The following is a 22,946-nucleotide window of genomic DNA, read 5'->3' as shown; positions in this document are numbered from 1 at the left end:
CACGGCAAAAATAGGTTTACGGCATCTTTCCGCCGTTTATCTCAAGATCAATCAGTTACCCCTGTTCTGAACTGTTAAGAAGTGTCAGCAGCAGGGGCGAACCTGAGAGCACCATCATGATTTAGTCATTACAAAACAACACATTAACACTATCCTTACGTTAGTTTCCCGCTCCGTCACTGTCTTGCCCTGCAAACTTGTAAGATATATCTTGAGGTCGTCGGCAATCAGCGAAGGAGAAAAATCATGAGCAAAACCGAACCTGCTGTACGGCGTAAAAGCAAACTGTTCACCCGTCAGGAACTGGCGCTGTTTGTGTTGCATCTGATCCAGATAAACCCGGTGCATGGCTACGAAATTATCAAAACCATCGAAGGCTATTCTATGGGGGTGTACATCCCCAGCCCCGGCGTGATTTACCCGATCCTGGCGCATATTGTTGACAACGGCTTTGCCACCGCCGCAGAAATAGAAGGCGGGAAAAAACAGTTTTCCATGACACCGGCCGGTTCTGAATATCTGGCGGCAAGAAGAAACGAAATCCGCGCCATAGAAGAAAAAATGAAAAAGCGCGTGATTGAAAATAACCCGCCGCCCGCACCTGAAATAATTTACGCCATTGAGAATTTAAAAATCACCGTACGGACGAAAGCCTATAACGGTGAGGTCACGCCGGAAATATATCAGCAGATGGTTAAATACATTAATGAGGTCACGAAGAAAATTCATGATTTATGATTCCTGATTTATAAACAACGGCACATCTTTAAATAATTTTAACGGGATCCTGACTGTTTTATTTCGATAAAACAGCCGGGGCTCCTTTGCCTTTAATTATATTATTTATTATTTACGGACACCAAAATGCCTTCAAGATTCTCCTGCTTATTGATACTTATCGCGCTGAGTGGTTGCGATAATTCACCACCGGCTCAGCCCACTGCCGCGCCCGCTGAAGTGGGCGTCGTCACGCTAAAAGCACAATCGTTCAATCTGGTCAGCGAATTAACCGGCCGGACCACCGCCACACTGACGGCGGATGTGCGGCCGCAGGTCGGCGGTATTATTCAAAAACGTTTATTCACCGAAGGCGACTGGGTTAAAGCCGGTCAGGCGCTGTATCAGATTGATCCGTCGTCGTATAAAGCGACGTACGATCAGGCTGCCGCTGCACTGAAAAGCGCCAAAGCGCTGGTGCTCTCGGATTGCCAGAAAGCCCGCCGTTATGCCGTACTGGTGAAAGAGCAAGGCGTGTCACAGCAGGATGCGGAAGATGCGCAATCGGCCTGTGCAGAAGACCGCGCCAGCGTGGATGAAAAAGCCGCATCGCTGGAGTCGGCCAAAATCAATCTCGACTGGACGCGGGTCACGTCGCCGATTGCCGGTCGTATCGGCATTTCCTCCGTTACGCCGGGCGCACTGGTCTCTGCCGCGCAGGACACCGCGCTGGCGACGGTGCGAAATCTCGATTCAATGTACGTGGATCTCACCCGTTCCAGCGCCGATTTGCTCAGTCTGCGTAAACGCGCGCTGGCAACGAACAGCGATGCTTTAAGTGTCACGCTCACCCTTGAAGACGGTTCAACCTACCCCGAAAAAGGTCGTCTGGAACTGACCGAAGTGGCGGTCGATGAAGCCACCGGTTCGGTCACGCTGCGCGCCGTGTTCCCGAATCCGCAACACGTTTTACTGCCGGGGATGTTTATCCGCGCTGACGTGGATGAAGGCGTCGTCGAAAATGCCGTGCTCGCGCCGCAACAAGGTGTGACACGGGATGCCAAAGGCGATGCCACCGCGCTGGTGGTTACCGCCGACAACAAAGTCGAACAACGTCATATCGAAACCGGCGAGGCTACCGGAACCCACTGGCTGATTGTCAAAGGTTTGCAGGCGGGTGATCGCGTGCTGGTGGAAGGCAGTGACAAAGTCACGGTGGGCGATACGGTGAAACCGGTTGAAGTGAATAACGCCGCCGCTGCGAAAAGCACAGAAGGAGCCGCCTGATGTTCTCCCGCTTCTTTGTGCGTCGCCCGGTTTTTGCCTGGGTGATTGCGATTTTGATCATGATGGCCGGGATTATGGCGATCCGCACGCTGCCGGTCGCGCAGTATCCGGACGTCGCGCCTCCCTCAGTAAAAATCAAAGCCACCTATTCCGGGGCTAACGCCGAAACGCTGGAGAACAGCGTCACGCAGGTCATCGAACAACAACTGACCGGTCTGGATAATCTGCTGTATTTCAGTTCCAGCAGCAGTTCCGACGGGTCGGTGGATATCACCGTCACCTTCAAACAGGGCACCAATGCCGATACCGCGCAAGTCCAGGTGCAGAACAAAGTCCAGCAGGCGGAATCACGCCTGCCGACGGAAGTGCAGGAAGCCGGGGTAACGGTCACCAAGTCGCAGTCCAGTTTCCTGCTGATCATGGCGGTGTACGATAAAACCGACAAAACCAGCAGCTCGGATATCGCCGACTGGCTGGTCAGTAATATGCAGGATCCGCTGGCGCGCGTCAGCGGCGTCGGCAGCTTGCAGGTGTTTGGTGCGGAATATGCCATGCGCATCTGGCTGGATCCCACCAAACTGGCGGCGTATGACCTGATGCCGTCAGATGTGGAAACGGCCATCGAAGCGCAAAACGTGCAAATCTCCGCCGGTAAAATTGGCGGTCTGCCATCTTCCACCTCACAACAACTGACCGCCACGGTGCGCGCCCAGTCACGTCTGCAAACGCCGGAGCAGTTCCGTAACATCATTGTTAAAGGCAATACCGGCGGCGCGGTGGTGCGCATCAGTGATATCGCCCGCGTCGAAATGGGCAGCGAAGATTACACCGCGTCTTCACAGCTGAACGGTCATCCGGCGGCGGGTATGGCGGTGATGTTATCGCCGGGCGCCAACGCGCTCGATACCGCCACGCTGGTGAAAAACACCATCAGCGAATACCAGCGCAGCATGCCGAAAGGTTATGACGTCGCCTATCCGAAAGACAGCACCGAATTTATTAAAGTGTCGGTGGAAGACGTCATTAAAACGCTGATCGAAGCCATCGTGCTGGTCATCGTGGTGATGTATCTGTTTATGCAGAATCTGCGCGCCACGCTGATCCCCGCGCTGGCGGTGCCGGTGGTACTGCTCGGCACGTTTGGCGTACTGGCGCTGTTCGGCTATTCCATTAACACCCTGACGCTGTTCGCGATGGTGCTGGCCATCGGCCTGCTGGTGGATGACGCTATCGTGGTGGTGGAAAACGTTGAGCGCATCATGCGTGATGAAGGGCTTCCCGCCCGCGAGGCCACCGAGAAGTCGATGGGAGAAATCTCCGGCGCGCTGGTGGCGATTGCGCTGGTGCTCTCTGCCGTGTTCCTGCCGATGGCGTTTTTCGGCGGCTCAACCGGCGTGATTTACCGCCAGTTCTCCGTCACCATTATTTCCGCCATGATACTTTCCGTGGTGGTGGCGCTGACCCTGACACCGGCGCTGTGCGGCGCTTTTCTGCGCCATAAACCACAGGCTACCCGTGGTTTCTTCGGTGGCTTCAACCGTTTGTATTCGCGTACTGAGCAACGCTACGAAAATGGCGTGACGCATGTGCAGCGCCGTCCGGTGGCGATGGCGCTGATTTACGGCGCCATGGCCGCACTGATGGGTGTGCTGATGTGGCAACTGCCGACCAGCTTCCTGCCGTCTGAAGATCAGGGCGAAGTCATGGTGCAATACACCCTGCCCGCCGGGGCGACAGCGAACCGTACCGAAGCCGTCAATTCCCGTGTTACAGAGTGGTTCCTCGGCAAAGAGAAAGCCAATACCAACGTCATATTCACCATCACCGGCTTTAACTTCAGCGGCAGCGGTCAGAATGCCGGGATGGCGTTTGTGTCACTGAAGAACTGGGATGAACGTCCGGGTGCCGTAAACACCGCGCAGGCGGTAGCCGGTCGCGCGATGCGGGATCTGGCGGTGATCCGCGACGCAAAAGTCATCGCCATGACGCCGCCTTCCGTGGACGGGCTCGGGCAAAGCAACGGTTTCACCTTTGAGCTGATGGCTACCGGCGGCACCAGCCGCGCGGACTTACTCAAACTGCGCACCGAACTGCTGGCCCTGGCCGCCAAAAGCCCGGAACTGCAATCGGTTCGCGCCAATGATTTGCCACAAATGCCACAGTTGCAGGTGGATATCGACAACAACAAAGCCGTGGCGCTCGGGCTGACACTCAGCGATGTCACTGCCACCCTGAGCAGCGCGTGGGGCGGCACTTACGTCAATGATTTCATTGACCGTGGCCGCGTCAAGGAAGTGTATATCCAGGGCGACAGTGAGTTTCGTTCCAAACCGGCGGATCTGAATAAATGGTTTGTGCGCAGCAGCGACGGTACCAGCATGACGCCGTTCTCCGCGTTCGCCACCACCCACTGGACCTATGGCCCGGAAAGTCTGGCGCGCTATAACGGATCAACTTCCTATGAGATCCAGGGCGAGAACACCGACGGCTACAGTTCCGGCGCGGCGATGGCAAAAATGGAAGCGCTGGCGGATAAATTACCCGCCGGTTCAACCTGGGCATGGAGCGGACTCTCTCTGCAGGAAAAGCTCGCCAGCGGTCAGGCGCTCAGTCTGTATGCCATCTCGATTCTGGTGGTATTCCTGTGTCTCGCCGCACTGTACGAAAGCTGGTCCGTGCCGTTCTCCGTGATCCTGGTGATCCCGCTCGGTCTGCTTGGCGCATCCCTTGCCGCCGAACTGCGTGTCCTGAATAACGACGTTTACTTCCAGGTGGCGCTGCTGACTACCATCGGCCTGTCGTCGAAAAACGCCATCCTGATAGTTGAGTTTGCCGAAGCAGCACTCAAACAAGGCAACACCCTGACCGCTGCCGCGCTCTCCGCTGCCCGCACCCGTTTACGCCCGATCCTGATGACGTCGCTGGCCTTTATCGCCGGGGTGATGCCGCTGGCAGTCGCGACCGGCGCAGGGGCTAACAGCCGCATCGCCATCGGTACCGGCATTATTGGCGGCACCGTGACCGCCACCTTACTGGCTATTTTCTTTGTTCCGCTGTTCTTCGTGCTGGTGAAAAAAGTCTTCACCGGTCACAAAGACGCGCAGGAGTCAGCATGATTTTTCGTCTGAGTATTATTTCGCTGGCCATGTTGCTGGCAGGCTGTATCTCGCTGGATCCCGATTATCAGCGCCCTGCCGCGCCGGTGCCTGCAGTCTGGCCTGCGCAGGGCGCACAGCCAGCGGCTACCACGGTGCTGAGCGACTGGCAGGGCATCATGGCCGATGCGCGCCTGAATGCCGTGGTGGCCAAAGCGCTGACCAGCAACCGCGATTTGCAGGAAGCGATTGCTGATATTGAAGCCGCCAAAGCGCTGTATGGCGAGCAACGCGCCAGCCTGTTCCCGACGCTGGATGCTGAGCTTTCACAAACCCGCAGCCGGACGCAGGATGCAGGCGTCAGCAGCAGCGCCACCGCCGACGGTGCGGTCAGCAGTTTTGAAATCGACCTGTTTGGCCGTAACCGCAGCCTGAGCACAGCGGCAAAAGAAACCTGGCTGGCGAGTGAATCGACCGCGCAGAACACCCGTCTGACGCTGATTTCAGAAACCAGCACCGCGTGGATCACACTGGCGGCGGACAACAGCAATCTGAAACTGGCGCAGGATACCCTGAAAAGCGCGGCGGATTCGCTGAGCATTACGCAACGGCGGCAACAGGAAGGCGTCGCCTCGGGGCCGGACGTCAGCTCTTCGATGGCGATTTATCAGCAGGCACGCGCCAGTGTCGCCAGCTACCAGACGCTGGTCGCGCAGGACATCAACGCCCTGAATCTGCTGGCAGGCGACACCGTGGCGCAAAATCTGTTGCCGGGTACGCTGGAAAGCCTGGCACCGCAGGCCATCAAACTGGTGCCCGCCGGGATTTCGTCGTCGGTATTACTGCGCCGCCCGGACGTGCTGGAAGCGGAACATAATCTGAAAAGTGCCAATGCGGATATCGGCGCAGCGCGGGCGAATTTCTTCCCGACGCTCTCGCTGACTGCCAGCGCAGGCGTCGGCAGCAGTTCGCTGTCGAACCTGTTCAGCCACGGCAGCAATGTGTGGTCGTTCGCGCCCAGCCTGAGCCTGCCTCTGTTTACCGGCGGCAGTAATACCGCGCAGTTGCGCTACGCTGAAGCGGAGAAAAAGGGGCTGATTGCCGCGTATGAAAAAGCCATCCAGAGCGCCTTTAAAGATGTGGCGGACGCCCTCGCCCGCCGTGCCACGCTCAGTGAACAGATGGATGCCCAGCAGCAATATGTTGCGGCCGCACAGCGCAGTTACGATTTGGCGCGCCGCAGTTATGAAACCGGTGCGGGCGATTATCTGACGGTGCTTACCGATCAGCGTTCACTGTGGTCGGCGCAGACCGACCTGATTGCCCTGCAACAGACTGATTTTGAAAACCGTATCACCCTGTGGCAGACGCTGGGCGGCGGCGTGAAATAGCACACTATGGCAGGAGGGCACTTGCAGCTTGATATGTCGCCCCAATATAGCGCTACACTATAAGGCTGCAATGTCACCTGCCAGGAGCAATGATAATGAACAGAGAACTGAATGATTTTGAACGTTTTGTCATCGAAAACAAAGGGACAGAGCGCCCGAATACCGGTGAGTATAACGACCACTTTTCACCGGGCCGTTACGTCTGTAAAAGATGTTCTGCGCCGCTGTATTCCTCAGAACACAAATTCGAATCCCATTGCGGCTGGCCCGCTTTTGACGATGAAATTCCGGGTGCGGTAGAACGTGTGCCGGATGCCGATGGCCGCAGAACAGAAATTGTGTGTGCCAACTGCAAGGCACATCTGGGGCATGTCTTTGAGGGGGAATATTTAACCGAGAAGAATCTGCGCCATTGTGTCAATTCCGTTTCAATGATTTTTGAAAGTGCCGATGCGCAAGGGAATTACCACAAAGCAGAATAATCGCTTATTTCTGCTGTGATAAACGAATAAAAAGAAGGGCCGCACAGGGGCAGCCCTTAAAAGGAAGAACTCCAACAATATTATAATGGCATGATGTTTTACCCTAAGGGTTGCTCAATAAACATCATGCCGGCATTATAATTGAATCAGATTTATTTTCTATTCTCATTGCGTCTGTAAAAAGTAATAACTTTGTAAGACAGCGTTATTATTACCACGTCTTACCGATATTAAACTGGAATTGCTCCGCACTGTCCCCTTCATATTTCACCAGCGGCTGCGCATAAGAGAACACCAGCGGGCCGAGCGGGGATTGCCATTGCAACGCAATACCACTGGAAACACGAATATGTGTCGGGTCACTGTAATCCGGAATACCCGCGGCTTCGGTCGCTGAGGTATTTTTCCATCTCGTATCCCACACCGTACCGGAGTCGACAAATAATGAGGTACGCACTGAACTGGCGTATTTCTCGCTGATGAACGGCGTCGGCACATACAGTTCCGCGCTGGCAATCGCCATCGCATTACCGCCCACCGCATCAGTCGATTTGGTCACCGGACAGGTGGAATACGAGCTGTCAGCGCTGCTGCATTTGTAATATGCCGCTTTCGGCCCGATGGTGTTGGAGGAGAAACCGCGAACCGAGCTGGAGCCACCTGCGTAGAAGTTGTCGTAGAACGGGACTTCGTTGCTGCCAATGCCTGCCGCGTAACCGGCTTTGGCGCGGCCCATTAATACCCAGTCCGATTTGTCGCTCAGCGGAATGTAATGGTTGGCATCAAAGGTGATTTTGTAATAGCTATCGTCCGAGCCAGGCGTGGTCACTTTTGCCGCCAGGCTGGCGCGCGTGCCGGATGACGGGAAGAAGCCACGGTTAAGATCGTTATACGCCCAGCCAACACTGGCGAAGAAGTCATTGGTGCTCAGTTGTGCATCGCTGTTGGTGGACGTCGTTACCAGCCCCGGATGTACGCCGCTGGCATTGAGATAGCGCCAGACCGCGACCTGCGGTTCCATATCACTCAGCGTACTGTGAACATAATCCAGCCCCAGATTCAGCGTATTGTTTTCGCTGACCGGCAGGCCAAGATTCACGCCTGTGCCGTAACTTTGCAGATTATACGCCGCCAGATCGTTATCTTCCGCGTCGTAATGGTTGTAGAACACTTTGCCGCCAAGGCTGATGCCATCAACGGTGTAATACGGGTTGGTGGCCGAGACTTCGACATAGGTCTGATAGGAGTTGCGCGTGCCGCTGAAACTGACCGTATTACCGCTGCCCAGCCAGTTGTCCTGCGTTACGCCCAACTGATAACTGATGCCGCTGTCGGTGCCATAACCCAGGCCCACGTTGAATGTGCCGGTGTTACGCTCTTTAACTTTATACACCACATCAACCTGATCCGCTGAACCGGGCACCGGCTGGGTATCCACATCAACCGACTCGAAATAGCCGGTACGGTTGAGGCGATCTTTGCCCTTCTGCACCAGATCATTGCCCAGCCACGCGCCCTCCATCTGGCGCATTTCGCGCCGCAGCACTTCATCTTTCGAGGTGTCATTGCCTTCAAAACGAATGCGGCGCACCGAATAACGGTTGCCGGTATCCACGCTGATATGCAGTTTCACGGTTTTATCCGTTTCATTAATGTCGCTTTGCGTCGTGACATGCGGATAGGCATAGCCGTAGCGGCCCAGCAGATTTTTGATGTCACCTTCCACTTTGGTGACTTTCGCGCCGTTATACAATTCACCGGCAGGAATGGTGGCGAGCGATTCAATTTCGGAAGAATGTCCGGCCATGTCGCCGGTCACCACTACGCCGGACACGGTATATTGCGCACCCTCAGTAATATTGACGGTAATATAAATCCCTTTCTTATCCGGCGTTAAACTGACCTGGGTGGAATCAATATTAAAACGGGCATAACCGCGGTCGAGATAAAAACTGCGAAGTGTTTCTAAATCACCTGACAGTTTTTGTTTTTCATATTTTTTATCGCCAATCACATTCCACCACGGCACCTCATCGCGTAGCTGGAAATGGGCGATTAAATCGTCACTGGTAAAAGCTTTATTGCCCACAATATTGATTTGTTGAATTTTTGCCGACACACCTTCGGTAAAGACCAGTTTCACGTCCACGCGGTTACGCGGCAACGGCGTCACCACCGCTTTTACACTCGCGCTGTATTTGCCGACGCTGTAATAAAAATCTTCCAGTCCCTTTTCAATCGACGAAATGGTGGTGCGATCCAGCGCGTCCCCGACGCGGATCCCTGAGGCTTCCAGGTTCTGCTGCAACATCTCGTCCTTTATGGCTTTGTTGCCCGAGAACGTAATGCTGGCAATCGTTGGCCGCTCTTTCACCTGAACAATCAGCGTGTTGCCATCTTCAAGCACCTTCACATCGTCAAAATTGCCGGTCGCAAACAAGGCACGGATCGTCTGGCTGATATCGTCATCGGATACCGTATCGCCCACGCGCACGGGGATGCTCAGCAAGGCTGCGCCGACGGTGACCCGCTGCAATCCTTCGACGTGAATGTCTTTTACGACAAACCCGCCGGCAGCAAAAACCGGGGCACTGCTGAACAGCAGCGACGCTAAGAGTAATTTTTTCATTGTCATGTGATCCGTGCTCGCCGTTTTTCAACTAACAAAAATTCCTGTTAACAAAATATTTTGCTATCAGAAGAAATAACCTCGCTAACAGACTGTGGGATATATAGGAGGTTCAGCGGCAAACATTTGATTTTCGTAAAACATGACGTTGGATTACAGATTACTTACATTATTTTCGTCGGGTGAACAGTTGCGGTCCGGGCAACATCGTCGGGCGCGGTTACCGCTGAGAGGAGAACGCTTTTAAGGTAACGCTGTCGGGTAATGCGGTCATTGCGCCTCTGGCGGTGGTGGCAAGAGCACCGCATGCCAGTGCCTGATGAATGATCTGTTGCCAGACACTCTCCGAGGTCAGCGGCCAGTGTTGCGCCAGCCCGGCCAGTAATCCGGCGACAAAAGCATCTCCGGCGCCGGTGGTATCCACCGCTTTCACTTCGGGGGCCGGATAGTGCTTCAGACTGGCATTATTTTTCCGGTAAACCGAAACCCCCAGTTTTCCCTGCGTGACCAGCAGCAGTTCGGGATTATAGCGGTCACACAGACGCAGCATCCCCTCCGACAGCAACGCTTCGCCCGTCAGAAATTCCAGCTCATCCTCTGAGACTTTAATCACATCAGCCAGCGACAAGGCGCGGGCAAGATTTTCACGCAGTTGTCCCTCATCAGACCACAAGTCATGCCTGATATTGGGATCAAAACAGACATAACCGCCTGCCGCTTTCATCTTCGCCATTGCCAGAAAGGCGGAGGAACGTGAAGGTTCCGCAGATAACGCGATTGAGCATAAATGTAAAAAATCCCCGGGATGGAAAGCCGGAATGTCGGTGGCCTGGAGGAATAAATCCGCGCCCGGACGCACCATAAACGTGAAAGAGCGTTCGCCGTCAGCATCGTTTTCCACCACCACGGTGGAGGTACGGTGATGAGGGTCAAGGTACATACAGTCAATATTCACCCCCTCATCCGCGAGGGTTTTCATCAGGAACTTCCCGAAAGGGTCATCGCCCACGCGTCCGATAAATGCGCTGTCTCCCCCGAGGCGGCGGATCCCGACGGCAACATTCGCCGGTGCCCCGCCCGGGCATTTTAATAAGCGGTCATCCTCTTCAGCGATCAGATCCACCACGGCGTCACCCAAAACCCAAATCCGGTTATTCATCTTCATTCCTTTTTTAAATCCTGATAAATCGTCTGTCGATAAAATAGAAGAACCGGTTTAGCTAATCAAGAGCAAATGAATTTTCAGGACGAGAGATGGAATTGCCAGCAAGATCACAAATCCAGCACAAGGCTGCCGAACTTCGTTGCGTAAATACATAACGGGTGTTTATTGTGCTCAGGAAAACCAGTTTAGCAATTTAGCAAAATGGTTTTCCCATAATAATTAAACTTCCTCTGAAGGGATAAAAATGATGATGAAACCTCGCTATCTTGCTGTTGCTATTGGACTTATTCTTTCTTCTGCGGCCCAGGGTGCCGATATCTCCGCCAGTGCGATTGAAGCGCGCTTTGCGGCGATGGAAAAACGACTACAACTCGCCGAAAGCCGCGCCGCTAAGGCCGAAGCCCGTGCTACGCAGGCAGAACAGCAGGTTAAGCAACTCGAAACTCGCACCGCCAGCAACGAACAGCAAACCCGTCAGGTGGCGAAGACGGCTGAAATCACCCAGCAGCAAACTGCCGATGTGGCTAAACGCACTGAAACGTTAGCCGCTGATAACAATAAAAACAGCAGTGATAACAGCGGGTTTAAATTCACGGGATATGCCCGTTCCGGCGTGATCATGAATGACTCGGCGACCTCCACGGAAAGCGGCCCGTACGTGACGCCTGCCGGACAAACAGGCGGTGCAGTCGGGCGTCTTGGCAATGAAAACAACACCTACGTCGAGCTGAATCTGGAGCATAACCAGACAATGGCCAGCGGTGCGACTTCCCGCTACAAAGTTATGCTGGCTGACGGTCAGCGCAGCTACAACGACTGGACCGGCGCGACCAGCGATTTAAACATCCGTCAGGCCTTTGTTGAACTCGGCTCGCTGCCGACGTTCACCGGTCCGTGGAAAGATTCCACGCTGTGGGCGGGTAAACGCTTTGACCGCGATAATTTCGACATTCACTGGCTCGATTCCGACATCATCTTCCTGGCGGGGACCGGCGGCGGGATCTATGACGTCAAATGGGGAGATAACCTGAAAAGTAACTTCTCGCTTTACGGAAGAAACTTTGACGATCTTGAAGACGATAACAACGATGATACCCGCATCGAAAATTACATTGTCACAGCCAACAACTATGCCGGGCCTTTCCAGTGGATGCTGAGCGGGTTGCGTGCCAAAAACAATCAGGATCGCGAAAATAGCGGCACAAATGGGATCACTAATGCGGCGGATACCGGCTTTCATACCATGCTGGCGTACCACGGCGACAGTTTCTATGGTCTGCGTGAAGGGTCATCCAAAACCGCGCTGCTTTACGGTCACGGACTGGGGGCGGAGGTGAAAGCACTGGGCTCTGACGGACATCTGACTGACGATGCCAGTACACTGCGTCTGGCAACCTACGGCATCACACCGATCAGCAAAAACTGGAGTATTGCTCCGGCTGTTCTGGCTCAGCAGAGCAAAGACCGTTATGTCTCCGGCGATGACTATAAATGGCTGACCTTCAACACCCGGCTGATTCAGCAAATTACCGAGAACTTCGAGCTGGCGTATGAAGGCAGCTATCAGTATATGGATCTCAATCCGCAGGGTTACAGCGATTACAACAAAGTGAAAGGCGGTTTCTACAAACTGACCTTCGCACCAACCTTCAAAGTGGGCGATATCAGCAACATGCTGAGCCGCCCTGAAATCCGCTTCTTTGCCACCTACATGGACTGGAGCAAAGAACTCGACAGTTATTCCTCCAGTGATTCATTTGGTACTGATGGCTTTACAGCGGGCGGACAGTGGAATTTCGGCATCCAGATGGAAACCTGGTTCTAAACGGCAGGGTTTGATTTAAAAAAAAAAGCACCCGGTCTGACCGGGTGTTAACGGTAATGACAAATTAAGGGATTCTATGAACATCAATGCAATCGCGACTGAGCTGCTTCCGCTGTTGGGTGGGAAGGACAATATTGCCAGCGCGGCACACTGCGCCACACGTCTGCGCCTGGTGCTGGCAGACGACAGTCTGATCAACAAAAGTGCTATCGAAAAAGTGGAAGGCGTAAAAGGCTGTTTCAGCAACGCCGGACAGATTCAGATCATTTTTGGTACGGGACTGGTGAACAAGGTGTACGCCGAGTTTATTAAAGTGGCCGGTATCAGCGAATCGAGCAAATCCGAAGCCGCCGATATTGCGGCGCGAAAACTCAATCCCTTCCAGCGACTCGCGCGCGTGCTGTCGAATATCTTTGTGCCGATTATTCCGGCGATTGTCGCATCCGGCCTGCTGATGGGGCTGCTCGGCATGGTGAAAACCTACGGCTGGGCCAACCCTGAGAGCGCGATTTTTATCATGCTCGATATGTTCAGCTCGGCGGCATTTATCATTCTGCCGATCCTGATTGGTTTCACTGCCGCGCGCGAATTTGGCGGTAATCCGTTCCTGGGTGCAACACTGGGCGGCATTCTGACTCACCCGGCACTGACTAACGCCTGGGGCGTTGCCAGTGGTTTCCATACCATGAATTTCTTTGGTATCGAAATTGCGATGATCGGTTATCAGGGCACGGTATTCCCGGTTTTGCTGGCGGTCTGGTTTATGAGCTTCATCGAAAAACGCCTGCGCAAAGTGATCCCTGATGCACTGGATCTGATCCTGACGCCTTTCCTGACGGTCATCATTTCCGGTTTTATCGCTTTCCTGATCATCGGCCCTGCGGGTCGTGCGCTCGGGGACGGTATCTCCTTTATTCTCAGCACGTTAATTACCCATGCCGGTTGGGTGGCAGGTCTGGTGTTTGGCGGATTGTATTCGGTTATCGTGATCACCGGTATTCACCACAGCTTCCATGCGATTGAGGCCGGTTTGCTGGGGAACCCGAATATCGGGGTGAATTTCCTGCTGCCTATCTGGTCGATGGCGAATGTTGCACAGGGAGGAGCCTGTCTTGCGGTCTATTTCAAAACGCGTGATGCGAAAATTAAAGCCATTGCCGTGCCTTCAGCATTCTCCGCGATGTTGGGCATAACGGAAGCGGCAATTTTTGGTATCAACCTGCGCTTCATGAAACCGTTTCTCGCTGCTCTGGTCGGCGGTGCGCTCGGCGGCGCCTGGGTGGTTGCGATGCACGTCAATATGACGGCGGTTGGCCTGACCGGTATTCCGGGGCTGGCCATCGTGCAGTCCAGTTCGATTCTCAGCTACCTGATTGGTCTGGTGATTGCCTTCGGCAGCGCATTCCTGTTGTCATTGCTGCTGAAATACAACACGGAGAGTGAAAAATGACAGAAGTCAGTTTGCTGAAAAAAGCGCTGCGCAGTGTGGTGGCCGGTCAGGTCAGAGCAGCGGCAGATCCGTACCGTCCCGGCTGGCATCTCGCGCCGCCGGTCGGGCTGCTCAATGACCCTAATGGCTTTATCCAGCATAACGGTCGATTCCATTTGTTCTATCAATGGAACCCGCTGGCCTGCGCGCACGGTGCCAAGTTCTGGGGGCACTGGAGTTCAGCAGATTTACTTCACTGGCAGCATGAACCACTGGCGCTGGCGCCGTCAGAAGAATACGAAACCCACGGCTGTTATTCCGGCTCAGCCGTAACAGACAACGGCCAACTGACGCTGATTTACACCGGCAACGTGAAATATCCCGATGGCAGCCGCACGGCGTTTCAGTGTCTGGCGCGCGAAAATGCTGAGGGTGAGTTTGATAAAACCGGGCCGGTATTCAACCTGCCGCAAGGCTATACCGGACATGTGCGTGATCCGAAAGTCTGGTGGCATGACAAACACTGGTACATGGTGCTGGGCGCTCAGGATCTCAGCCTTCAGGGCAAAGTGTTATTGCTGCGATCTGACGATTTATCCGCGTGGGATCTGCTCGGCGAAATTGCCGGTTCAGGTTTACACGGGCTGGGTGAGTTCGGTTACATGTGGGAGTGCCCGGACTTATTCCGGCTGGCCGAAAACGACATTCTGATTTGCTGCCCGCAAGGTTTAGCGGCGGAATCTGACCGTTATCTGAATACCTTCCAGTCGGGTTATTTTGTCGGACAACTGGATTACGCCAATGCCACGTTTACGCACGGCGATTTCGCTGAGCTGGATCTGGGGTTCGAATTTTATGCACCGCAAACCACGCAAACGGATGACGGGCGACGCCTGCTGATTGGGTGGATGGGGATCCCGGACGGCGATGAATTTTTCCAGCCAACGATACAAAACGGCTGGCTGCATACCCTGACCTGCCCGCGCGAACTGACACTGGTCGCGGGAAAAATCATCCAGAAACCGGCCCGTGAACTGCAACAACTTCGTCGTGACGAGCAGACATGGCAAGGGATTGCGGACTATTGCCTGCCTCTGGACATCACCCACGCCGAGACAGAGATTGTCACTGAGCACCCCTTCATCGCCGATTTTGGTGGTGATATGACCCTCAGCTTCGACGGAGAATGGCTGCGTTTAAGCCGTAAAAACCGACGTACGGGTGTGCCTGAATACCGTGTCTGGCAGGGGCAGTTACGTAAGCTGACGGTGTTAAGCGATGCATCGAGCCTTGAAATTTTCATTAATGACGGAGAAGCGGTGATGTCCGCACGCTATTTCCCTGTTTTACCAGCACAATTGAACTTGCAGGGTTCTCATCAGATTACGCTGCGCCACTGGTCGTTGGCGGAATGCGTGATAGAATAAATGTCTTTCCGGACAACAGAATATGGCGCAGTGAAAAAGACCAAACGCATCACTATCAGTGGCATAGCCGAACTGGCTGGCGTATCGAAATCGACTGCCAGCCAGGTACTCAACGGGCACAGCAAGAAGTTTCGTATCTCCGATCCTACCCGGGATCGGGTGCTCGCCGTGGCGGCTGAACATCATTATCAGCCGAGCATTCACGCCCGCTCGCTGAATGTCAGCCGCAGTTTCACCCTGGGACTGGTGGTGCCGGAAATGACCAACTACGGTTTTGCTGCCTGTTCTAACGAACTTGAAACACTGTGTCGTGAGAACGGCATGCAGCTGCTGATTGCCTGTACGGATGAAAATACCAGCCAGGAAACCATGGTGGTCAATAATCTCATCCAGCGTCAGGTCGATGGCCTGATTGTGGCGTCCAGCATGCTCAGCGATGCGGAATACGTAAAAATCAGCCAGCAAGTCCCCGTCGTTTTGTTTGACCGTCATATGCAGGACACGCAGCTCCCTATTGTTGTCTGTGAAGCCATCGAATCTTCAGCAGAACTGGTTTCGCGGATAGCGAAAATTCAGCGGGACGAGTTTTATTTTATCGGCGGCCAGCCGCGAATTTCTCCGACCCGCGATCGCCTCGCAGGCTATCAGCTTGGCCTGCAGCGGGCAGGTGTCAGTCTCGACCCCGACTGGATTGTGTACGGCAACTACCACCCGAGCTCCGGCTACGAAATGTTTGCGCAGCTGTGTGCCCGGCTTGGGCGTCCACCCAAAGCGCTTTTCGTGGCCTCCTGCGGTTTGATGGAAGGGGTTCTGCGCTATATGAGTCAGCATCAATTGCTTGAGAGTGATATCCATCTTTGCAGTTTTGACGATCACTATCTTTACGACTCGCTGTCCGTGAAAATTGATACCGTCGCTCAGGACTGCGGGGAGCTGGCCATGCACTGCTTCAGCATGATCAGTGATCTGATGAATGAACACCCCATCGCACAGCCACAATGCTTTTTAACCCCTAAATTGCACTGGCGTTCCCCGCACTTCTCGCAGATCAAATAGATATTCAATGTCGTCACATGAGGATGATGAGAGATGTTAATTCATCTCGCGTCATCTGATTGTTCCTGCCAGCTTTGCTTCATCATGTCCCGGCTACGACAGCGGCGAACTCATCATTTCGCTGCCTGAAAGGGTGCTGCACACAGTTGCACCGGCAAATAGCACAGAGAAAATTACAAAACCTTTTGCATTAAATTGACACATTTTGTTATGTTATCACATATCAAAACAGTCGCAGCGATGAACAGGTTTAGGGAATGACATACAACAGGACGCAAAATACTGAACCGGTTCTCGCGGTGGAAGGGCTGACAGTGCGGCTCGCAGGTGAAGAACGCGTCAGCGGAGTGAGTTTCAGCGTCAGTGCGGGCGAACGGGTTTGTCTGCTTGGTGCTTCCGGCTCCGGTAAATCACTGACTGCCAAAGCCATCACCGGCACATTGCCTGCGGGCGCGATACACGGCGGCAGCATTCGGGTGAATAGCGTCGAAGTGCGCGGCATACATCCGGTTTCACGTTGTGCTGCCAGCCGCGTCGCCACGGTTTTTCAGGATTCTTCCACCGCACTGAACCCGCTGATGACGCTCGGAAAACAGCTACGTCTCGCCCTGCCTGCCGCCCGCGAAGACGAACTCCGCACAATGCTGGATGCCGTCGGGCTGGGCGATATTGCGCAATTTTCCACCCGTTATCCGGCGGAACTTTCCGGCGGCCAGCGCCAGCGTTTGTGCCTGGCGCTGGCGATGCAATCCTCTTCTTCGCTGCTGGTGGCGGATGAACCGACCACCGCGCTCGACGTGCTGACCCAGCAACAGGTTTTACAGGTCATGCATAAGGCCTGCACCCGTCCGCAATCACCCCGGGCGCTGCTGTTTATCACCCATGATATTGCCGTCGCCGCGCAGCTATGCGAGCGCGCACTGGTGATGGAAAACGGCGTGCTGGTGGAATCTGCCGGTATGGCGCAGTTACTCCGTCATCCGCAACATCCTTATTCCAGAAAACTGGTTCACGCTGCAAGACAGGCCGCCGCGCTGCATCAGAATGCCGCGTCGCTGCGCGGGGTTGCCGTCTGATGGAATCTTCACTGCATCTGGCCACCGAACCGTTTCTGCATCTGCATAACGTCAGCCACCATCTCGCCCTGCCGCGGTCCGGCTGGCGCAGGCAGCACGCTGTGCTTTTTGAGCATCTGTCGCTGCGTATCGGCCCCCACGAAACGCTCGGGCTGGTCGGCGCGTCCGGCTGTGGAAAATCCTCCCTGCTGAAAATCTTGCTGGCGCTTGAATCTCCCGACAGCGGTGAAGTATATTGCGCCGGTGTTAAAATTCGCCCCGGCTCTGCGCGGTCTCTGCGCGCATACCGGCAGCGCGTGCAGTACATTCCGCAGGATCCGGCCGGTTCGCTGCCACCGGCTCAGACCGTTTATCAGATTATTGCCGAACCGCTGAAACGCCTCGGGTTTAGCGGCAATATCCGTCTGCGCGTGACTGACGTGATGGCGCAGGTCTGCCTGAACGAAACGTTGACAGGGCGGACGGCAGCCGGACTCTCCGGCGGGCAGGCGCAGCGGCTGGCGATTGCCCGTGCGCTGGCGATCCGCCCGCAATTTCTGGTGGCCGACGAGCCGGTGAGCGGGCTGGATCTTCCCCTGCGCGGGCAGATCAAACAACTGCTGCAACAGGTGACGCAGCAAAATGGCATGGGCCTGCTGATGGTCACGCACGATATCTCGATGGTGGCCGGGCTATGCGACCGGTTGCTGGTAATGCACGGCGGCAAAATTGTGGAAGACCGCGCCACACAGGATATTTTGCGCGCCCCGGACCATACGCATACCCGACAACTGCTGCAGGCCATTCCTCATTTACCTTTGACCGTTAACGGATAACCGGATGCTGACCCGTTCCATTGCCCGCGCTTCTGCGCCAAAACCACCGCTGCTGCTCGCCAGCAATCTGGTATTTAACATTGGCTTTTATGCCGTCGTGCCGTTCCTGGCGATTTTTCTGCGCGACGATTTATTGCTTTCCGGCTGGGCGATCGGGCTGGTGCTGGGTTTGCGAACATTCTCGCAACAGGGCATGTTTTTGCTCGGCGGGGCACTGTCTGACCGCTACGGCGCACGGGTCATCATTCTGCTGGGCTGCGTGGTGCGTATCACCGGTTTTCTGCTGCTCGGGCTTTCCGACACACTGGCACCGGTGATTCTCGGCGCCTGTCTGACCGGCATCGGCGGCGCATTGTTTTCCCCTTCGATCGAAGCGCTGCTGGCACAGGCAGGAACGCACAGCGAGAAAGCCGGAAAACGCAGCCGGGCAGAATGGTTCGCGCTCTCGGCGGTCTGCGCGGAACTGGGTGCGGTGCTGGGGCCATTGCTCGGATCGCTGCTGTCCGGTTACGGTTTTCAGCCGGTGGCGCTGGCCGGCTCCGGTCTGTTTCTGATTGCGCTGGTGGTGTTGTTTTTCACGCTGCCCGCCACGCCGGAACGTGCCGCTGAACTGAAAATTGTGCCGTGGTGGCAGACTTTCCGTCAGCCGCGTTTTGTGGCCTTTATTATTGCCTACAGCGCTTATCTGTTCAGCTACAACCAGTTGTATCTGGCGCTGCCGGTGGAGCTGCGCCGTTCGGGCGGCAGCGAGCAGGACCTCGGGCCGCTGTTCGTGCTGGCCTCGGTTCTGGTGATCGTTCTGCAAATGCCGCTGGCGCGTTTTTCCCGCCGGATAGGCGCGGCGCGGATTTTACCTGCGGGCTTCGGATTGCTGTCTTCCGCGTTTATCGCCGTGGCGCTTTTCGCCTGGACAATACCGCCGGAAGGCTGGCTGCGGCTGCTGCCTTCCGTATTACTGATTACCCTGCTGACTGTCGGCCAGATGCTGATTGTGCCGGTCGGGATGGATCTCATTCCGCGCTTTGCCGGGCAACATAATCTCGGTGCGCATTATGGTGCGCTGTCGTCGATGGGCGGCGCTGCGGTGCTCGCGGGCAATTTCCTGCTCGGCGGCCTGCTCGATAACGCCCTGACACCCTCTCCGGGCGCAGTGATTCCGTGGCTGGCGCTGGCCGCCGTTCCCTTTTTAAGCGCGCTGGCGATGTGGCGAATCTGCCGCCAGTTGCCCCCTCCTGCAATCTGACAAGGAACTTCTGATGTCTCTGTTACGTGTAAGCCCGCTGGCCGGGCTGCTTTCTGCTGCCCTTTTACTGACCGGTTGCTTCAGTGAAGCCGATAAAACCCCCGAAAAAAGCGCGGATCAACGCCTGCGGCTGGCGATGTTACAGCCGCCGCGTTCCGGCCTGACGCCGCTCAGCGACGATGCATTTAAACTCTCACGCTGGAGTACAGCAGAGACGCTGGTGACGCTCGATAAGCTCGGCGAAGCGCAACCGGCGCTGGCCATCCGCTGGCAGCAAATCGGTAATAACAGCTGGCGTTTCGCGCTGCGTGCCGGTGTGAAATTCCACGACGGCAGCCCGCTTGATGCCGCCACAGTGGTGAATGCACTGACCGTCGCCGCACATGCCGCGCCGAAACCGCGCATTCTGGATGGCGTGCAACTGACCGCCGTGGCTGACGGCGCACTGGCGGTGATTGTGACCACCGCACTGCCGGATCCGTTGCTGCCGCAGCGTCTGTCCAGCCCGCAACTGGCGATTCTTTCACAAAAAGCCTACAGCGCCAGCGGCGTGGTCGATCCACGCCATACCGGTTCCGGCCCGTTTGAACTGGTGCAGGTGAATGGCACCAGCAGCGCCCGGCTTGAACGTTTCGCCGGTTACTGGGGCGAAAAGGCCAAAGCCAGCGGCATTGATGTCAGTTTCGTGCCGGACGGCACCGCACGCGGCGCGGCATTACGCAGCGGCACGGCGGATATTGTCGAAGCCATTCCCGTGTCTCAGGCCCCGCTGCTCGATCAGAACTTAATCCACGAGGTGCCGATGCCGCGCACCAACACGCTGTATCTCAATACGCGCCTCGGCGTCATGCAGGATCCGGCGCTGCGTGCCGCCGTTCGCGAGGCGATTAACCGTCAGCAACTGGTGGATAATGTCTACGAAAAACGCGCAGATGTGGCGCAGGGTCTGCTCGGCCCGGCACTCCCCTGGGCAGCACAACTGCGCCAGCCGGTGAGCCATCCGGTAGCTGCCCGTAAACCGGCCGGTGAAACCATCACGTTAGCGACATTCAGTGACCGCGCTGAACTGCCGGAGGTGGCGGTGTATCTTGCGCAACAACTGAAGGCCGCCGGTTTTACCGTGAAACAGGTAGTGCGCGAATACTCACAAATCGAATCTGACGCGCTGGCAGGCAAGTTCGATGCCTTTATTTTATCCCGTGCGACGGTGCTGGATTCCGGCGACCCGGTGGCCTATATGTACAGCGATTTTGCCTGCAAAGGGTCGTTTAACATTGCGCAGCTTTGCCGCCCTGACATCGATCAGGCGCTGCAAAAGGCTGCCGTTATTCCGGCTGGCGCTGCACGCCGCCAGGCGATCATGCAGGCTGAAAACCTGATCCTCGCCACGGATGCCGCCATTCCAATGTTGCATGAACGGGTGATTCAGGGCGAAGCAGCGGATATTCGTGATGCAGTGCGCGACCCGCGTGAACGCACATTAATCAATGCCGCGACACAACGTGCGGTTCAGGCCGACTGATGAGTGAATCTCTGTATTGCCGCACCTGCATGGCCGTCAGCCGTGTTCGCATGAGCCAGACCGGCGGCGCGTGGATACCGCTGATTTCGCGCCTGCTGACGCTGGCCGCCATCGTGGTATTGATCGGCCTGTTGCCGTGGCTGTCGGGCAGTGATCCGGCACTGACCTTGCTGCGCGCAAAATCCGGTGAGCAGGAAGCCACGGCAGAAACGCTCAATGCGATCCGCCTTACTCTGGGGTTAGATCAGGGGCCGTGGCATGCACTGACCCACTGGCTGGCCGGTTTGTTGCGGGGTGACGCGGGAATTTCCTGGGTATCCGGCATGCCGGTTTTACCCGGCATGTTGCGGGCCACCGGCGTTTCACTGACGCTGATGGCGGTTTCCGCTGGTGTGGCATTTCTGATTGCACTGCTGTTATGCGCGGGCACGATGATTCGTGGCTTGCAGGGCGGCACGGCGCGCCCGGCCGGTTTTCTGGCCGCACTGCTGACCGCGCTGCCCGAGTTTTTACTGGCGTCGGTGCTGCTGATTACCGGCGCTGTCTGGCTGAAATTTTTCCCGCCTTATGGCTGGTCCGGCTGGTATTACGCTGTGCTGCCTGCACTGGCGCTGGGCATTCCGGCGGGTGGCTATCTCGGGCGGCTGTATTCCGATGCCCTCAGCGGTGTCTTTAATGAAAGCTGGCTGACCACCTGGAGCGTGCTGGGCATTTCGCGCCGCCATACCGCACTGGCCATTATCCGGCGCGCATTGCCCGGGGTAATGCCGTTAACCGGACTGGTGCTGGTGTCGCTGACCGGCGGTGCAATCGCGGTGGAAAAGGTCTTCGCCATCCCCGGCCTGGGGCGCGCTACGCTGGGCGCGGCGGCAGCGGGAGATTTACCGGCGTTACAAACCGGCGTGCTGATCCTGCTGCTGCTGGCCTCCGCCATCGGCATGCTGACGGGCGGCATGCGGCGGATATTACTGGGACGTGCGTTGTCATTGGGTGCGGTGCCGGTTCCGCAACCCGATGCCACGCCCGAGAAACAGCGGGCATGGCTGCCGTGGCTTTGTCTGAGCGTTCTGGTCGTTATGGTTCTCGCCGGTTTGCCGCGCGACCCGCTGACATCAGAGTATTTGCGCCTGCAATCCCCCTCTTTCGCTTTGCCGTTTGGCGCTGACGCGATGGGTCGTGACCTTCTCGCCCGCGTGGCGCGTGGCACATTCAGCACCTGTTTGCAGGCGCTGAGTGTTTCACTGATTTGCCTGCTCGCAGGCGTGATTACCGGTGCTTTTCCCCGTGCTATGACCGGCCCGATTGAAGTCACTAACGCACTGCCGCCGGTCATTGCCGGGCTGGTGATCGCTGCCATCAATGGCCCAACCGCCACCGGCGCGGCGATTGCCGTCACCGCCGTAAGCTGGGCGCCGCTGGCAGCACATACCGCCGCGCTGGTGGCCGAAATCCGCGCAAGGCCATACATGCAGATGCTTGCGGTCATTGGCGTGGGTGCATTGCGCCGTAATGTATTTTATGTGTTTCCTGCGCTGGCAGGTCCGCTGTTGCGCCACGCCCTGCTGCGTTTACCGGGCATCGCGCTGGCGCTGGCATCATTAGGTTTTCTCGGGCTTGGCGCATCCCCGCCCGCCCCGGAATGGGGACGCGTGCTGGCGGAAGGGATGCCGTATATTGAACGCGCCCCGTGGAGTGTGCTCGCGCCTGCCGGTGCGCTGGCGCTGCTGTCCGTGATGGCGGTGACGATGAGCAGTTTGCGCTGGAAAAAAACCGTCAGGGCTGGCTGA

At 56.1% G+C, this 22,946-nt stretch carries 16 protein-coding genes; 14 read left to right on the top strand and 2 right to left on the bottom strand.

Annotated features, from left to right (window positions below):
* The first annotated feature begins 246 nt into the window (after positions 1–246).
* The 5 genes from DXU84_RS06940 (at position 247) to DXU84_RS06920 (ending at position 6,972) form a co-directional block, all read left to right on the top strand.
* Entirely contained in the window at positions 247–738 is a 492-nt protein-coding gene (locus DXU84_RS06940; RefSeq protein WP_112151448.1) for a PadR family transcriptional regulator, read from the top strand.
* A 126-nt stretch (positions 739–864) separates the two neighbouring features.
* Positions 865–2,004 (top strand): efflux RND transporter periplasmic adaptor subunit, encoded by a 1,140-nt coding sequence (locus DXU84_RS06935; RefSeq protein WP_153375210.1) that lies wholly within the window; start codon positions 865–867, stop codon positions 2,002–2,004.
* Entirely contained in the window at positions 2,004–5,120 is a 3,117-nt protein-coding gene (locus DXU84_RS06930; RefSeq protein ID WP_153375208.1) for an efflux RND transporter permease subunit, read from the top strand. The genes DXU84_RS06935 and DXU84_RS06930 overlap by 1 nt, the downstream gene beginning before the upstream one ends.
* On the top strand, positions 5,120–6,490 hold the full coding sequence (locus DXU84_RS06925; RefSeq protein ID WP_119262443.1) for an efflux transporter outer membrane subunit: 1,371 nt from the start codon (positions 5,120–5,122) through the stop codon (positions 6,488–6,490). Before DXU84_RS06930 ends, DXU84_RS06925 begins: the two co-directional genes overlap by 1 nt.
* 95 nt (positions 6,491–6,585) lie before the next feature.
* A complete protein-coding gene (locus DXU84_RS06920; protein ID WP_013578081.1) occupies positions 6,586–6,972 on the top strand; it encodes a methionine-R-sulfoxide reductase in 387 nt (128 codons plus the stop codon).
* Positions 6,973–7,183: 211 nt separating this feature from the next.
* Here the strand turns inward: DXU84_RS06920 and bamA are convergent, their stop codons facing one another.
* Complete coding sequence (bamA, locus tag DXU84_RS06915) at positions 7,184–9,607, bottom strand: outer membrane protein assembly factor BamA (RefSeq protein WP_119262342.1); 2,424 nt, start codon at positions 9,605–9,607, stop codon at positions 7,184–7,186.
* A gap of 214 nt (positions 9,608–9,821) precedes the next feature.
* A complete protein-coding gene (locus tag DXU84_RS06910) occupies positions 9,822–10,760 on the bottom strand; it encodes an aminoimidazole riboside kinase (RefSeq protein WP_153375205.1) in 939 nt (312 codons plus the stop codon).
* Between the two features lie 250 nt (positions 10,761–11,010).
* On the opposite strand from DXU84_RS06910, the gene DXU84_RS06905 reads away from it, so the two are divergent.
* From DXU84_RS06905 to DXU84_RS06865, 9 genes are all read left to right on the top strand, one after another.
* Positions 11,011–12,591, top strand: coding sequence for a carbohydrate porin (locus tag DXU84_RS06905; protein WP_119262343.1), 1,581 nt, complete (start codon positions 11,011–11,013; stop codon positions 12,589–12,591).
* 76 nt (positions 12,592–12,667) lie between these two features.
* Positions 12,668–14,041, top strand: coding sequence for a sucrose-specific PTS transporter subunit IIBC (locus DXU84_RS06900; RefSeq protein WP_013578077.1), 1,374 nt, complete (start codon positions 12,668–12,670; stop codon positions 14,039–14,041).
* A complete protein-coding gene (locus DXU84_RS06895) occupies positions 14,038–15,447 on the top strand; it encodes a sucrose-6-phosphate hydrolase (protein WP_153375203.1) in 1,410 nt (469 codons plus the stop codon). Before DXU84_RS06900 ends, DXU84_RS06895 begins: the two co-directional genes overlap by 4 nt.
* Positions 15,448–16,503, top strand: coding sequence for a LacI family DNA-binding transcriptional regulator (locus DXU84_RS06890; protein WP_013578075.1), 1,056 nt, complete (start codon positions 15,448–15,450; stop codon positions 16,501–16,503).
* Positions 16,504–16,760: 257 nt separating this feature from the next.
* Positions 16,761–17,579, top strand: a complete 819-nt coding sequence (locus tag DXU84_RS06885; RefSeq protein ID WP_153375201.1) for an ABC transporter ATP-binding protein — start codon at positions 16,761–16,763, stop codon at positions 17,577–17,579.
* Positions 17,579–18,394 carry an ABC transporter ATP-binding protein gene (locus tag DXU84_RS06880; protein ID WP_153375199.1) on the top strand — a complete coding sequence of 272 codons (816 nt, stop codon included), beginning with the start codon at positions 17,579–17,581 and terminating at the stop codon, positions 18,392–18,394. Before DXU84_RS06885 ends, DXU84_RS06880 begins: the two co-directional genes overlap by 1 nt.
* A gap of 4 nt (positions 18,395–18,398) precedes the next feature.
* On the top strand, positions 18,399–19,637 hold the full coding sequence (locus tag DXU84_RS06875; protein ID WP_013578072.1) for an MFS transporter: 1,239 nt from the start codon (positions 18,399–18,401) through the stop codon (positions 19,635–19,637).
* A 13-nt stretch (positions 19,638–19,650) separates the two neighbouring features.
* Positions 19,651–21,159, top strand: a complete 1,509-nt coding sequence (locus tag DXU84_RS06870; protein ID WP_153375197.1) for an ABC transporter substrate-binding protein — start codon at positions 19,651–19,653, stop codon at positions 21,157–21,159.
* Positions 21,159–22,946 carry an ABC transporter permease subunit gene (locus DXU84_RS06865; protein ID WP_131637415.1) on the top strand — a complete coding sequence of 596 codons (1,788 nt, stop codon included), beginning with the start codon at positions 21,159–21,161 and terminating at the stop codon, positions 22,944–22,946. Before DXU84_RS06870 ends, DXU84_RS06865 begins: the two co-directional genes overlap by 1 nt.

Origin of the sequence: Rahnella sp. RcJ3 (genome assembly GCF_009498575.1) — a bacterium.
Taxonomy (GTDB): domain Bacteria; phylum Pseudomonadota; class Gammaproteobacteria; order Enterobacterales; family Enterobacteriaceae; genus Rahnella; species Rahnella aceris.
This window is presented reverse-complemented; position numbering and strand designations above follow the sequence as displayed.

What these genes read in the sequence shown, in the direction of transcription:
- DXU84_RS06930 (WP_153375208.1), top strand. Translation starts at nt 2,004, where the DNA reads ATGTTCTCCCGCTTCTTTGTGCGTCGCCCGGTTTTTGCCTGGGTGATT.
- DXU84_RS06935 (WP_153375210.1), top strand. Translation starts at nt 865, where the DNA reads ATGCCTTCAAGATTCTCCTGCTTATTGATACTTATCGCGCTGAGTGGT.
- DXU84_RS06875 (WP_013578072.1), top strand. Translation starts at nt 18,399, where the DNA reads ATGCTGACCCGTTCCATTGCCCGCGCTTCTGCGCCAAAACCACCGCTG.
- DXU84_RS06890 (WP_013578075.1), top strand. Translation starts at nt 15,448, where the DNA reads ATGTCTTTCCGGACAACAGAATATGGCGCAGTGAAAAAGACCAAACGC.
- bamA (WP_119262342.1), bottom strand. Translation starts at nt 9,607, where the DNA reads ATGACAATGAAAAAATTACTCTTAGCGTCGCTGCTGTTCAGCAGTGCC.
- DXU84_RS06920 (WP_013578081.1), top strand. Translation starts at nt 6,586, where the DNA reads ATGAACAGAGAACTGAATGATTTTGAACGTTTTGTCATCGAAAACAAA.
- DXU84_RS06880 (WP_153375199.1), top strand. Translation starts at nt 17,579, where the DNA reads ATGGAATCTTCACTGCATCTGGCCACCGAACCGTTTCTGCATCTGCAT.
- DXU84_RS06865 (WP_131637415.1), top strand. Translation starts at nt 21,159, where the DNA reads ATGAGTGAATCTCTGTATTGCCGCACCTGCATGGCCGTCAGCCGTGTT.
- DXU84_RS06910 (WP_153375205.1), bottom strand. Translation starts at nt 10,760, where the DNA reads ATGAATAACCGGATTTGGGTTTTGGGTGACGCCGTGGTGGATCTGATC.
- DXU84_RS06940 (WP_112151448.1), top strand. Translation starts at nt 247, where the DNA reads ATGAGCAAAACCGAACCTGCTGTACGGCGTAAAAGCAAACTGTTCACC.
- DXU84_RS06900 (WP_013578077.1), top strand. Translation starts at nt 12,668, where the DNA reads ATGAACATCAATGCAATCGCGACTGAGCTGCTTCCGCTGTTGGGTGGG.
- DXU84_RS06870 (WP_153375197.1), top strand. Translation starts at nt 19,651, where the DNA reads ATGTCTCTGTTACGTGTAAGCCCGCTGGCCGGGCTGCTTTCTGCTGCC.
- DXU84_RS06885 (WP_153375201.1), top strand. Translation starts at nt 16,761, where the DNA reads ATGACATACAACAGGACGCAAAATACTGAACCGGTTCTCGCGGTGGAA.
- DXU84_RS06905 (WP_119262343.1), top strand. Translation starts at nt 11,011, where the DNA reads ATGATGATGAAACCTCGCTATCTTGCTGTTGCTATTGGACTTATTCTT.
- DXU84_RS06895 (WP_153375203.1), top strand. Translation starts at nt 14,038, where the DNA reads ATGACAGAAGTCAGTTTGCTGAAAAAAGCGCTGCGCAGTGTGGTGGCC.